Genomic DNA, 13,514 nt, shown 5'->3' with positions numbered 1-13,514 from the left:
ATCTGAGATTATTATTTGAGACCAATTTGATATTAAGAGCCTATAATGTAGTAATCACCATTTTCTTTGACTCCTATTTTGCTCTCTTTTTTCGTAGCATCAAAGGTCTTTTCTATTTCAAATAAATTGGCCCAAAAATCTTTGTGATCAGGATAAAGCAAAACAGCTGAATCAAATTTAGACTTGGTGTATTCAAAAGGTAAAATATCTATCCCAATTTGTGATTGGCCGCTATTTTTGGCTAATACAGACAAAACATAAACCTCCTTGATAGGTTCGTCTTCAATAGGAATACATCCAATAGAAGCACATCCACCATGCATGTAAATTGCTCCTCCTTTTTTCTTGGCGGTACTCTTAAGCTTATCAGATTTATTAGGATAAGAAACACCAAGAGAAAGATGAAAATTACTGTATGGATTAAAATGGTTGACATGATAAAATCCTTCAGGGATTTGAAAATCGCCTTCCGTACGTTTAGGTCCTAAATCTCCACTGGTACAATTAAAAATGAATTGATCGTATAATTTGTAAACTGTACTGTCTTTATGTTTGACATAGATTTTGACTTTTTGTTCGTACTTATATGCCTTAATCAGGACGTTAACATTATTTAACTTAAGGTCCATATTCGTTAACTTTTCAGTGATGATCGGTTTCTTTTCTGTATAAGCTGATTTTACACGAGAATACTTGAGCTGATCATCCAAAAATGAGGCATAATTATTGAAGCCGTTCAACAAGAAAACGGAAAATAGTAATAACTTTATTGGTAGTTTCGTTAGGAAGATCATAGCATACAAATTATCGATTCTGATCATATAATTCAAGAGAGATTTAAAAGTAACATAAATGAAAAAGACATTGTTAGGGATATTGAGTGTAGTGGCAATCAGCACATTTGCTCAACAAAAAGAGGAGGAAACAACAGGTAAATTTGAAGAGGTTTTTGGGTATTTAGATTCCTATTATGTGGATGAATTTAATGGTTCAAAAATCACAGATGCGGCAATTGTTGCCATGTTAAAGGAATTAGATCCTCATACTTACTTAATTCCAAAAGAAGAAGTTAAAAGTTCAAACGAAAGAATTGACGGAAGTTTTGTTGGTGTTGGAATTAGATTCCAGATAATGGATGACACGTTAATTGTAGTAAACACAATTGAAGGAGGACCATGTGAAAAAGTAGGCGTTCAGGCAGGAGATAAAATTGTCAAAATTGATGGTGAAAACGTTGCAGGTGTAGGATTACAAAATTCTGGTGTCCGTGAAAGATTATTAGGAGACAAAGGAAGTTTGGTAGTGCTTGGAATTCAAAGAAAGAAGGAAAAAGAACTTTTAACTTTTGATGTAAGACGTGATAAAATTCCGTTGTACAGTGTTGCTGCTTCATATATGGCAACTGATAAGACAGGATATATCAAAGTAACCAGTTTTGCCAGAACCACGCCAGATGAGCTAGCACAGGCGATTGATGATTTAAAAGAATTGGGTATGAAAAACCTTATTCTTGACTTACAAGGAAATGGTGGAGGATTATTGCATGTAGCTAAATATATGGCTGATGAATTCTTAGATAAGGACAAGCTTATTGTTTATTCTGAAGGTAGATCTCAACCAAGAAATGAATATATAGCTGATGACATGAATAGCTATAAGCGTCATTATCACGAAAGTAAAAAAGGGAAATTTGAAAAAGGCAAATTGGTGGTTTTGGTAGATGAAAATTCTGCTTCTGCCTCTGAAATTGTTTCAGGTGCTTTACAAGATTGGGACAGAGCTTTAGTAGTAGGAAGAAGAACTTTTGGAAAAGGTTTGGTTCAGAGACCTTACAACTTGTCTGATGGCTCAATTGTGAGAGTTACAGTTGCCAGATACTACACACCTTCAGGAAGATTTATTCAAAAGCCTTATGATGACGGTTATGATTCATACAGAGATGATTATTTGAACCGCTATTTAAATGGGGAATTCATGCACAAAGACAGCATTAAACTACCAGATTCTTTACAATTTAAAACACTTAAATTACAAAGAACTGTATACGGTGGTGGTGGTATTATGCCAGATGTTTTTGTTCCTCTTGACACTTCTGAAATGTCTGAGATGTATAGAAAAATCAGTAGAAAAGGGATATTCAACACATTCTCATTTAACTATGTAGATGATCATAGAGATTTATTGAATAAAGCCTACCCTACCTTTGAAGATTTTGATAGTAATTTCAAGGTTGAAGGAGATGTATTAGAAGCTTTTTGGAAGGATGTAAAGGAAAACGAGATTGAATACATTGAAGAAGATTATAATACTTCCAAACAACTTATTCACACATTGATCAAAGCTAGAATGGCTTCCAACTTGTGGGATTTCTCTAAGTTTTATAAGGTTTATAATGCTACAGAAAATGAAATTTTCATCAAAGGTCTAGAGCTAATCGAAAATAAGACCATTAACGAATTGGGATTAGATTATTAATTTTGAGTTGAACAAAAACACGTTTAAAATGCGAAAAGGATTCATTTATGTATTCTCAGCCTTATTGCTAACTGCATGTGGTGGAGACAGTGATTCAGACAATTCAGGAGATAATTCATCAGTTGTTGGTAATACCAACCCTAATGATGCAGGATCTGATGGAGGAAATCAAAGTGTATTTATTCCTGAGGATTCAAAAATTGAAGGTATGGAAACAACTTCAATTGAGTATTTTGAGTCTAAACACGACTTCGGAAGCGTATTTTATCCAAGTGATAATAAATTCACTTTCAAGTTTAAAAATACCGGTGAAGTTCCTTTGGTAATTGACAAAGCACAAGCTTCATGCGGATGTACAATTCCTAATAAGCCTGAAGAACCAATACCTCCAGGTGGAATTGGTGAAATGGATGTGATTTTTAGACCTAAAAGTGGTCAGGTAGGACAAACAGTTACCAAGAAAATTACTGTTACCGCTAACACAGAACCAAGAGAAACTTACTTAGAGATTACAGCCAAAGTATTGGACGCAATGTAATTGAAGAAATGTATTAATTGAAACGGATTTGACGCAAGTTGAATCCGTTTTTTTGTCTATACAATTTCCATTTTCTTTAATAAGAATGAGGCATTCATATTTTGACAAACCCCGTCTTTAAATTGGTAATCAAAATACAATTCGTCATTAATGATTTGTGCATCAAAATAATGATTCTTTACCTCTGCATATTCATCAGCAAGGGTGCATAAGCTTAAATCATGTGTAGCAATTAATCCTGTAGAATGTGAAGCAACTAATTTTTGAACAAACTTTTTAGATCCTTCTGCTTTATCCTTGCTATTGGTTCCTTTTAAAATTTCATCCAGGATGATGAAATAAGTATCTTGTTTTATTTGATCAACAATAAACTTGAGTCTTTTTAGCTCTGAGAAAAAGTAAGATTCATCATCCTGTAAAGAGTCAGAAGTTCTCATACTTGAAATCAATTTTATTGGATGATAATCAAATGATTTTGCGCAAATCGGTAATCCGCAGTTGGCCATCACAATACTCAAGGCAGTTGTTCTTAAAAAGGTACTTTTTCCAGCCATATTGGCTCCAGTAACTATAAAGAAATTCCCTTTTCCAATTTCAATATCATTGTCAACTCTTTTGTTCGGATCTAATAACGGATGCCCTAATGCTTTTGCTTTGATAATTGTATTGTCATCTACTAGATTTGGATAAATATGAGCAGTATGAATAAATGCATAATTACCTAAACCGTTATATGCATCAAAGGTTGCAACAGATTCAAACCACTTTTCAATAGCCGCTTCATTATCGCTCATCCATTTTTCTATACGATAACTGTATCTGAGATCCCACAACAGAAACCCATTGGCTAAAATTCCGAATATGATATTATTGCGCTGGTCAAGATTATTAATTTCCTTAGACAACTTACCCAAAACTTCTGAGGCTGCTACTCCGTCTGTTGCCAATTCATTCTTGAGATCAACCAACAATTGGCTTTTAAATTCTTCATTCTCAATGGCCGCAATCATTTTGCTATACTGGCTAAAAGTTTCTCGCATTTTACCTGCATCAGCATACAAAACGTTGATCTTTTTAAAGAAGATCATTGTAATCAACAATCCTGTAAAAAACCACAACACAACGATACCAAGTTGAATCATTTCAAGTCCGTACAATACAAATACTGCAAGTGACGCGATTGAAAAAATAAAAGGAACTAAACTAAAAAGTTTAGGAATGGCATGCTTATATGATTTTATCCATGAAATTACTCCTTTAGTTTCAACTTCATTTTCAATCATAGATGCAGTCACTTGAAAATTTTGTCTCCAGTTTGAAATTATAGCCAATTCTTTTATGGCTTCTTGCTTTTTATGAATATTGTCAATGTCATTGCTATTTAACAAATTGGCCAGTGTCTTTTTACCATTTTCAGTTCCTGCTCTGTTCAGCAATTGAAATATTGATCCTCTTCCAAATAAATCTATATCACTATTAAAAAAATGATCCCCATTTAAAAACTCCTTACCTCCATCAAAATCTTCATGATTTCTATTCAATGATTTTAACTCAGCTTCATTCAGTTCAACTAATTTCTTATGAAAATCTCGCTTGTGTTTGATATCCGTGTATCTGGCTACTAAAAATAAAAAGCCTCCAAAGCCAGTTATCAATGAAACTGCCACTATGGTTGTATTTCCCCAAAAGAAGTAGGCTATAAGCACTGCAGAAACAAAAACAACCAACCTCAACAATGAAAGTAAAAGTGAAGTTTTCTTTAATCTGCTAAGAGATTGACTTATTGTTTTTATTCTGTTTTGAAAATATTCAGCTGCTTCCATTAAACCGGTTTCTGTTTTTTAATAATCTTCCAAAAAAGTGAAGGAAAATATCTTTTTATGTAAACGGCTTTAATCTCTTTATTGCCAATTAAAACAGACTTTTTCTTTTTGCTAATTGCTTTGATCAATTTTTTAACACAAACATCCACAGGCATTCCGGTTTCTTGATTGTGATCCATCACACCATGAGCTTTTCCTTCAGCATTAATGGCTGACAAAGAAATAGGCGTATTGATCTTACCCGGATATGCAATTGTAACAAAGATGTTGTTTTTGGCTTCTTCTAATAAGACACTTTCAAAGAATCCCTGAATAGCATGTTTTGCTGCTGAATAGGCAGATCTCCAATAAAAACCAAACTTACCAGCAATACTAGAAATAGCAATTATATGTCCAGATTGTTGCTTTCTCATAACAGGAATAACTGCCTTAGTTAAAGCTACTGTTCCGAAATAATTAATTTCCATGATCTTTCTGTCCACCTCTATTGGCGTATCAGCAGCTTCTCCTCTTTGACTTACGCCTCCATTATTTACCAGATAATCTATACGACCATATTTAGCAATTACTTCATCTACTTTTTGAGCAAAATTTTCACTTTTCTCAAGGTCCAATGGAAGCACAAAACTTTTTTCCGGATTTTTTAAGGACTTTTGAACATCCTTTAATTTATCTTCATTTCTGGCAGAAAGAACTAGTATTGAACCAGATAGAGAAAATTGCCTAGCCACCTCAGCTCCTATCCCAGAAGAAGCGCCCGTTACCCAAACAACCTTGTCCAAAAATTCGCTCATTATTTTTGATATTTTAGTACGAAAATAGTCAATATCTAGTACTTCAATTTAGATGAAGATTTTTAATCCCTCGGCCTCTGCCTATAATGACGTTTTTGACCAAAGCAGATTTGTCTTTGCGTGGAAACTTTACATGCTATTGCTATTTGTATTTGTTGGATTATCTGTAGTTCATGGCCTTGAACAAGATTGGCCCAATTTAATCATTACACTTTCTGCATTTGTTGCAATCGGTATTGCTTTAATTATTACAAAAAGTACCGGAAAATATACCTTTGCCGCTATTTTCGGTGGAGCATTAGGATCCCTTATCAATCAATTGGATTTATTTCTCATTACAGGCTCGCAGAAATACGTTACCATTTTATGGATCTTGTGCATTACGCTTTATGTATTTTACTTGTTGGGAACTAAATGGGGCATTATCACTCTCATTTTAAATATTACCGGTGTTGCCATTTCATTAGTAGTTGTTCCTAAGGAGGCAGTTATCCAGCAAATAGAAAGTCAGGACAATATTGACAAGCTTTCCATGATTATTAATTTAATTGTGATCACTTTACTCATGTCATATTTAATGACCCAGATTATAAAATTTTCAAGTAATGCAGAAAAAAGATCCAAACAAACTCAACAAGAGTTAAGAAAACAGTATGTCATTGTGCAATCACAGAATGAAGAGAAAACTGTTATGTTAAGAGAGATTCACCACAGGGTAAAAAATAACCTTCAAGTGATTACTTCTTTATTGAGGTTACAGCAAAAAGAAATTGACAATGAAGATGTAAATGCACACTTTAACGAAGCTGTACACAGAGTATTGGCAATGGCCTTGATACATGAAAAAATGTATCAATCAAAAGATCTTTCCAGAATTGACTTAACGGCATATCTCAAAACATTTGCTCAAGAATTAATTAATTCATACAGTGTCAATAAGCCAATTGATTTGGATATTATTTGCGAAATTGAATATGTTCAACCAAAATCTTTGGTGTCATTTGCACTTTTGTTTAATGAATTGATGTCTAACTCACTCAAACATGCCTTTACTGATCAAGCCAGAGGGGAGATTAATGTTACTATTAGAAAAATCAATAACGAAGAAATTGAATGCATTTATCATGACAATGGCAAATGGAAGGCTCCACAAAGAAAGGGCTCCTTTGGTGTTGAACTCATTCAGGATTTGACCGAACAATTGGATGGTAAATATGTGCTAGACACAAATAAAGGAACAACCTACACTTTTACCTTTGATATTAATAATTTATAGTTTCGATTAAGTAAATCTTGCTATATTAATGATCCAGTAATTTATTAAATGGGCCTTTTTAGCATACCTCACTCTTCCTATCAAGATCAATACAAGAAAGCAGGTTTTAGATTAACCTGGAAAATCTGTCTGTTTTTATCACTGGCAATGATTTTCTTGTCTTCAGTACTTTTCTTTTTTAATCTGGATCTTTTCTATTCTTCTTTTATCAGTTCCATTATCCTATTAGTAATGGTAGGAGTATTATATAAGAGCCGGAAATATGAAATTATCGCAGTTAGTTTTGGGGTAATCGGAACTTTATCAGCTCAACTCACGCTATTTTTATTAAAAGATGAATATCATTTTGTAGACATTTTGTGGATGACGGTAATCTCCCTTTATGTCTTTTTTTCATTGGGTAGATTGTGGGGTTTTATCATTTTGATGGCAAATATTGCCGGCAGTGCTATATACGTTCTATATTTTTTAAATGAAAACTTAAAGCTGGTACATCAATTAGATGAAGTTTCCAGAATCTCCATAGCCTTTAACTTGCTTCTTTGCGGAATCTTTATTTATTTTCTCATTTCTGAATATTTAAAAACCATTGAATTTGCCGAATCTTCATTTAGGAATGTAAATGCAGAATTAAAAATTAAAAACAAGGAAGTTGAATTACAAAATGAAGAAAAATCTGTAATGCTCAAAGAAATCCATCACAGGGTAAAAAACAACTTACAAGTAATTACTTCTTTATTAAGATTGCAATCAAATGAGATAAAAGATGAAAATCTTAATGACAAATTCAATGAAGCCATTCAGAGGATAATGGCCATGGCATTGATTCATGAAAAAATGTACCAGAGTGATGATCTTGCAAGAATTGATTTAGAAGGATACTTAAGGACACTAGCGCAAGAGCTTATTGAATCCTATTCAGTATCCAAACCAATAAATCTTCATGTCAACTGCGAGATAGAATATATACAGCCAAAATCATTGGTATCTATTGCCTTAATGTTTAATGAACTTATATCTAACTCTTTAAAACATGCATTTGAAGAAAAAGAGGAAGGTAAAATTGAAATAAGAATTTTAAAAATATCTGAACATCAGGTAGAAATAGTGTACAAAGACAACGGAAACTGGAAAAAACCGGTTTCTGATTCAACATTCGGAGTAAGTTTAATAAGTGACTTGAGTGTTCAGCTAGATGGAACGTATACGCTAGACACCTCAGTCGGAACTACTTATGATTTTATCTTCGAATATGAGAATATAGGCTAATTGATTTTTGTAAATTTACACCGTGTCAAAGATTACAATTGCTATAGACGGATATTCATCTTGCGGCAAAAGCACGCTTGCCAAAGCATTGGCAAATCATTTGAACTATGTTTATGTCGACAGTGGCGCTATGTATAGAGCCATAACTCTTCATTTAATTAATCATGGAATTCTAAAAGATGGACATTTCATCAAGGAAAAAGTAATTGAAGAGTTAAATGATATTGACATTCGGTTTGAATACAATCGAGAACAAAAAAAATCTGAAACCTATTTGAATGGTGTAAATGTTGAGAAAGATATCAGGACATTAGCTATTTCAAAACAAGTTAGTGCCATATCTGCCATAGCTGAAGTGAGAACCAAACTTGTTAAAATTCAGCAGATGATGGGAGCGGCAGGAGGAGTTGTAATGGATGGAAGAGATATTGGAACCGTTGTTTTTCCTAATGCTGAAGTTAAACTATTCATGGTAGCTTCAAATGACATTAGAGCACAAAGAAGATTTTTAGAATTGCATGACAAAGGTGAAAACCTAACTTTAGAGGAGGTTAAAAAGAGTATTGCACGAAGAGATCATTTAGATATGAACCGTGAGATTAGCCCATTACAAAAGGCAGATGACGCTATTGAAATAGATAATTCTGAGTTAACTGAAGTTGAACAATTCCAATTAGCACTAAAAATAATTGACGAAAAAGCAAGATCATTGCAAACTGCTAACTAAAGCTTATCGATCAGAATAGAAAGTTTTATTAATTTTGGCGTCCTAAATCAATCTATACTATGTCTACAGTAACGACAAAAGTTCAAGAACTATTGGGAAATGAGGCAGAAAGCCTTTTAAATCACCAATGTAATACAATTCCTAAAGAGATGCTTCACTTGCCTGGAGCTGATTTTATTGACAGGAGTTTTGCTTTAACTAACAGATCACCTCAGGTTTTGAGAAACTTGCAAGCTTTGTACGGTCACGGAAGACTAGGAGGATCAGGATATTTATCAATTCTTCCTGTTGATCAGGGAATTGAGCACTCAGCTGGAGCTTCATTTGCGCCAAATCCTATTTATTTTGATCCTGAAAAAATAGTTGAATTAGCAGTAGAAGCAAATTGTAATGGAGTAGCGACAACTTTTGGAGTATTGGCTGCTAACTCAAGAAAATATGCTCACAAGATTCCTTTCATTGTAAAGATTAATCACAATGAGTTCTTATCTTATCCAAACACTTATAACCAAATAGAGTTTGGATCAGTTGATGAAGCATGGAACTTAGGTGCTGCAGCAATCGGAGCTACTATCTATTTTGGTTCTGAAGAATCAGAAAGACAAATTGTTGAAATAGCTCAGGCTTTTGAAAGAGCACATGAGTTAGGAATAGCAACAATTTTATGGTGCTACTTAAGAAACCCGTCTTTCAAAAAAGACGGCGTAGATTATCATACAGCAACAGATATATCATCTCAGGCTACTCATATTGGAGTTACTATTCAGGCTGATATCATCAAGCAAAAATTACCTACACTTAATGGCGGATACACTGCTATTAACTTTGGTAAAACACATGACAAAGTATATTCAGAATTGACAACAGATAACCCTATTGACTTAACCAGATACATGGTAGCCAATACATACATGGGTAGAAACGGTTTAATTAACTCAGGGGGAGCTTCAACAGGAAGTGGGTCTGATGATTATGCAGATGCAATTAGAACTGCCGTAATCAATAAAAGAGCCGGAGGTCATGGATTGATCTTAGGAAGAAAAGCATTCCAAAAAGACATGAAAGATGGAGTAGATCTAATTCATGCCGTACAGGATGTTTATTTAGATGAATCAATTACTATTGCTTAATATAAATAAGTAGAAAGGAGTACAGAAATGGGATGGTTTAAGCGTCAAAAAGAAGGGATTTCAACTTCTACATCAGAAAAGAAAGAAACACCAGAAGGTCTTTGGTATCAATGCCCAAAATGTAGAACAGTAGCTTCATCAGAAGATCACAAAGAAAATTTGTGGGTATGTACTACTTGTGCACATCATGAGCGTATTGCTGCAAAAGATTATTTTGAAATTTTGTTTGATAGTAAAAAAGGAACTGAATTTGCCAGAGGAATTGAATCTGGTGACCCTTTGAAATTTGAAGACACTAAAAAGTATACTGACAGAATCAAATCCGTTCAAGATAAAACCGGAATGAAAGACGCAATTCGCGTTGCATACGGAAAGTTAAATGACGAACAAATTGTAATTGCTGCAATGGATTTTGGATTCATTGGAGGTTCAATGGGTTCTGTCGTAGGTGAAAAAATTGCGCGTGCGGTAGACAAAGCTATTGAGTTGAATGTACCATTAATCATTATCAGTAAATCTGGTGGAGCACGTATGATGGAAGCCGGTTTATCATTAATGCAAATGGCTAAAACATCTGCTAAATTGAACCAACTTTCTGAAGCCGGATTGCCATTTTTCTCTATACTAACGGATCCTACTACCGGTGGTGTTACTGCATCATTTGCTATGTTAGGTGACATTAATATCGCTGAACCGGATGCATTAATTGCCTTTGCAGGTCCTAGAGTTGTAAAAGAAACCATTGGTAGAGATTTACCGGATGGATTCCAGAAATCAGAATTTGTATTGGAGCATGGATTCCTTGATTTAATTGTTGAGCGTAAAAACTTAAAACAAAAATTGAGTGAACTGATGCTAATGTTTAAGAATTAATTGAAACATAAAAATTTAAAAAGCTGAATAGTAATTCAGCTTTTTTTTTGCAATAAAGGATCATCCAATCCAGCTAAGTTGTTGCATCCTATTAGTAAATTTTCTTACATTTAAGAATCATTAAACCCAAAATAATGAAAGCACCTATTTCATTTACCATTCTTTTATTTACCCTATTAATGGGTTCAGCAGCTTCTGGTCAAAATAACATTACGTCTGACCTAGCAGTACCTTATTGCCTGGGAATTACATATACTGCTAACGCAGGTCAACCATTTGCATCAACTCTTGAACCCAATAATGTTTATGATTGTCTTCAAACACAACCCAATCCTTCTTGGTATTTTTTAAAATGCGGACAATCAGGGAGTATTGACCTTTCATTATTTGCACCTCAGGATATTGACTTTATCATTTACGGACCTTTTGCAAACTACGCCGCGATTTTAAATAGTGCTGGAAATTTACAGCCTACACAAGTTATTGACTGTAGTTATTCCGCTACTAATAATGAAACTCCTTCAATTCCAAATATGCAATCAGGAGATTATTACTTAATGTTAGTTACCAATTATGCAAATAGTGTACAGGATATTACTTTAAGTCAAACTGGCGGTACAGGAACTTTAGATTGTTCGGTTTACAATGAATCAGCCCTTCAATACTTTGAAGGAACTACTTTTTATGATTATAATCAAAATGGTATCTTGGATGGCAATGACTATGGTATTCCGTCAGCAACAATTGAAGCTCAACCAATGAATCAAAATGTTTTGTCAGGATATAATGGTCATTTTGGATTGTACAATCAATCTCCGGATACGGTAGATTACATGTTAATGCCAACTTTGAATAACTGGGTGTTAACCACTGCAGATACTATTGAGTTCACCCTAGATTCAACTAACAGTGTCATGGACAGCTTATTCTTTGGATTTTATCCAGATACATTTTTCTATAGTCTTAATGCCGTCCCATTTTTTGATGCAATGTCTTGTGTAAATGTCAATCAGTTTTGTTTAGATTTTGCAAATAATGGAACCTTACCTGCTCAAGCTGAAGTTGTAATTAATATTGACAGTTTACTTTATTATCAATCTTCTTCTCAAGCACCAGATTCAATAAATGGCAATCAAATAATATTTTCATTTGACTCATTGAATCCATTGAATTTTTACAGTTTATGTGTTAATCTATTACCTGACACTACGCTAATGGTAGGCGACACTTTGGTTAATAATATCATTATATATTCTAAGGATACCTTGGGAAATTCAATAGATACAATTGAATTTAATTTGGTTAGTGAAGTGATTTGCAGTTATGATCCAAATTTTAAACAAACCATTACAAGTAATATCGTTGATAAAGAAATTATTCAGCCTGATGAGAGAATAACTTACATTGTACATTTTCAAAACACGGGTTCTGCTCCTGCTCTTACAGTAGAAATAGAAGATCAAATCAGTTCTTTACTGGACATGAATACATTTGGAGTAGTTTCATATAGTCATCCAATGCAGACTGTTATTAATAGTAGCAACCAAATAACTTTCCAGTTCAACAATATAAACTTACCTGATAGCACTTCAGATGAACCGGGAAGTCATGGATATGTTATTTTTCAAATCTCACCTAATCAAGGCCTTGTCCCTAATCAGGTAATTCAAAATACTGCTTCAATTTATTTTGATAATAATTCACCTATTATAACCAACACTACTGTAAATATCATAGACTGTTATATTTTACCTGATCAACCGGTATTTACTGAGGTAGGAGACATCATACAAACCAATTTAAACGATCCATATTACAATTATTTATGGTATTATAATGACACCTTAATTGTTGGAGAAAATAGTAATGAATTGCAAGCAACGAATGGATCGGGCACATACACTGTTGTTATTTCAAACCAATATGGATGTCAAACAACGGCCCAATATTCATATACTGCTGGAATTGATGAATTAAAATATCACTATATCATTTATCCTAATCCAAGTAGTGATCAATTTACAATAGAATTAAATCCTTCTAAAATTGTTTCATTCAAAATATTTGACGAAAGTGGAAGAATAATAGTTCAAAACAACGAAATAAGCAGTACTAAAATTAATATTGAAGCTTCATTGTTAAGTGAAGGTATCTACTTCATTCAGTTTACAGATACATCCGGAAAATCAAGCCAAACAAAAATAATTAAGCTATAGTTGTTGCCCTATTAAATCAAAACACTATCTTTGCACCGTCTAATTAAGAGACATACATAATAATCATTGAAATAATATTGGCATGTATTTAACAAAAGAAAAGAAAGAAGAATTCTTCGCAAAACACGGTAAAGGAAAAAATGATACCGGTTCAGCTGAAGGTCAAATCGCAATGTTTTCGTACAGAATTTCGCACTTAACAGAGCATTTGAAACAAAACAGAAAAGACTTTGGTACTCAAAAAGCACTTCAAACTTTAGTAGGAAAAAGAAGAAGTCTTTTAGATTACTTAAAGAATAAGGATATTGAGCGATATAGAGCTATCGTGAAAGAATTAGGATTGAGAAGATAATAATTTTCAACCGAGACGTACTAAAGAGGGGACAATTGGAT

At 33.6% G+C, this 13,514-nt stretch carries 12 protein-coding genes; 9 read left to right on the top strand and 3 right to left on the bottom strand.

Annotation, left to right across the window (positions count from 1 at the left end):
- Positions 1-32 precede the first annotated feature (32 nt).
- Entirely contained in the window at positions 33-821 is a 789-nt protein-coding gene (locus K6119_RS18880; RefSeq protein WP_221834719.1) for a L,D-transpeptidase family protein, read from the bottom strand.
- 31 nt (positions 822-852) lie between these two features.
- On the opposite strand from K6119_RS18880, the gene K6119_RS18875 reads away from it, so the two are divergent.
- Positions 853-2,475, top strand: coding sequence for a S41 family peptidase (locus K6119_RS18875; protein ID WP_221834720.1), 1,623 nt, complete (start codon positions 853-855; stop codon positions 2,473-2,475).
- A gap of 28 nt (positions 2,476-2,503) precedes the next feature.
- On the top strand, positions 2,504-3,013 hold the full coding sequence (locus K6119_RS18870; protein ID WP_221834721.1) for a DUF1573 domain-containing protein: 510 nt from the start codon (positions 2,504-2,506) through the stop codon (positions 3,011-3,013).
- 56 nt (positions 3,014-3,069) lie between these two features.
- Here the strand turns inward: K6119_RS18870 and K6119_RS18865 are convergent, their stop codons facing one another.
- A complete protein-coding gene (locus K6119_RS18865) occupies positions 3,070-4,836 on the bottom strand; it encodes a MutS-related protein (RefSeq protein WP_221834722.1) in 1,767 nt (588 codons plus the stop codon).
- The gene (locus K6119_RS18860; protein ID WP_221834723.1) at positions 4,836-5,630 is read right to left on the bottom strand and encodes an SDR family oxidoreductase; all 795 of its coding nucleotides are present in this window, start codon (positions 5,628-5,630) and stop codon (positions 4,836-4,838) included. The genes K6119_RS18865 and K6119_RS18860 overlap by 1 nt, the downstream gene beginning before the upstream one ends.
- A gap of 52 nt (positions 5,631-5,682) precedes the next feature.
- Here K6119_RS18860 and K6119_RS18855 point away from each other — a divergent pair, with 52 nt between their 5' ends.
- From K6119_RS18855 to rpsO, 7 genes are all read left to right on the top strand, one after another.
- Complete coding sequence (locus K6119_RS18855; protein ID WP_221834724.1) at positions 5,683-6,906, top strand: sensor histidine kinase; 1,224 nt, start codon at positions 5,683-5,685, stop codon at positions 6,904-6,906.
- 48 nt (positions 6,907-6,954) lie between these two features.
- Positions 6,955-8,175, top strand: coding sequence for a sensor histidine kinase (locus K6119_RS18850; protein ID WP_221834725.1), 1,221 nt, complete (start codon positions 6,955-6,957; stop codon positions 8,173-8,175).
- A 22-nt stretch (positions 8,176-8,197) separates the two neighbouring features.
- Positions 8,198-8,902, top strand: a complete 705-nt coding sequence (gene cmk / locus K6119_RS18845; protein ID WP_221834726.1) for a (d)CMP kinase — start codon at positions 8,198-8,200, stop codon at positions 8,900-8,902.
- A gap of 59 nt (positions 8,903-8,961) precedes the next feature.
- Complete coding sequence (locus tag K6119_RS18840; RefSeq protein WP_221834727.1) at positions 8,962-10,032, top strand: class I fructose-bisphosphate aldolase; 1,071 nt, start codon at positions 8,962-8,964, stop codon at positions 10,030-10,032.
- A gap of 27 nt (positions 10,033-10,059) precedes the next feature.
- Positions 10,060-10,905 carry an acetyl-CoA carboxylase, carboxyltransferase subunit beta gene (gene accD / locus K6119_RS18835; RefSeq protein ID WP_221834728.1) on the top strand — a complete coding sequence of 282 codons (846 nt, stop codon included), beginning with the start codon at positions 10,060-10,062 and terminating at the stop codon, positions 10,903-10,905.
- Between the two features lie 134 nt (positions 10,906-11,039).
- Positions 11,040-13,121: a T9SS type A sorting domain-containing protein gene (locus K6119_RS18830; protein WP_221834729.1), complete on the top strand. Its 2,082-nt coding sequence runs from the start codon at positions 11,040-11,042 to the stop codon at positions 13,119-13,121.
- Positions 13,122-13,203: 82 nt separating this feature from the next.
- The gene (gene rpsO / locus K6119_RS18825) at positions 13,204-13,473 is read left to right on the top strand and encodes a 30S ribosomal protein S15 (protein WP_221834730.1); all 270 of its coding nucleotides are present in this window, start codon (positions 13,204-13,206) and stop codon (positions 13,471-13,473) included.
- Positions 13,474-13,514 lie beyond the last annotated feature (41 nt).

The sequence above is a fragment of the Paracrocinitomix mangrovi genome (genome assembly GCF_019740355.2).
GTDB classification, from domain to species: domain Bacteria; phylum Bacteroidota; class Bacteroidia; order Flavobacteriales_D; family Crocinitomicaceae; genus Paracrocinitomix; species Paracrocinitomix mangrovi.
The sequence above is the reverse complement of the archived record's forward strand: the minus strand, read 5'-3'. Positions and strand labels throughout refer to the sequence as shown.

What these genes read in the sequence shown, in the direction of transcription:
- K6119_RS18880 (WP_221834719.1), bottom strand. Translation starts at nt 821, where the DNA reads ATGATCAGAATCGATAATTTGTATGCTATGATCTTCCTAACGAAACTA.
- K6119_RS18875 (WP_221834720.1), top strand. Translation starts at nt 853, where the DNA reads ATGAAAAAGACATTGTTAGGGATATTGAGTGTAGTGGCAATCAGCACA.
- K6119_RS18870 (WP_221834721.1), top strand. Translation starts at nt 2,504, where the DNA reads ATGCGAAAAGGATTCATTTATGTATTCTCAGCCTTATTGCTAACTGCA.
- K6119_RS18865 (WP_221834722.1), bottom strand. Translation starts at nt 4,836, where the DNA reads ATGGAAGCAGCTGAATATTTTCAAAACAGAATAAAAACAATAAGTCAA.
- K6119_RS18860 (WP_221834723.1), bottom strand. Translation starts at nt 5,630, where the DNA reads ATGAGCGAATTTTTGGACAAGGTTGTTTGGGTAACGGGCGCTTCTTCT.
- K6119_RS18855 (WP_221834724.1), top strand. Translation starts at nt 5,683, where the DNA reads ATGAAGATTTTTAATCCCTCGGCCTCTGCCTATAATGACGTTTTTGAC.
- K6119_RS18850 (WP_221834725.1), top strand. Translation starts at nt 6,955, where the DNA reads ATGGGCCTTTTTAGCATACCTCACTCTTCCTATCAAGATCAATACAAG.
- K6119_RS18840 (WP_221834727.1), top strand. Translation starts at nt 8,962, where the DNA reads ATGTCTACAGTAACGACAAAAGTTCAAGAACTATTGGGAAATGAGGCA.
- accD (WP_221834728.1), top strand. Translation starts at nt 10,060, where the DNA reads ATGGGATGGTTTAAGCGTCAAAAAGAAGGGATTTCAACTTCTACATCA.
- K6119_RS18830 (WP_221834729.1), top strand. Translation starts at nt 11,040, where the DNA reads ATGAAAGCACCTATTTCATTTACCATTCTTTTATTTACCCTATTAATG.
- rpsO (WP_221834730.1), top strand. Translation starts at nt 13,204, where the DNA reads ATGTATTTAACAAAAGAAAAGAAAGAAGAATTCTTCGCAAAACACGGT.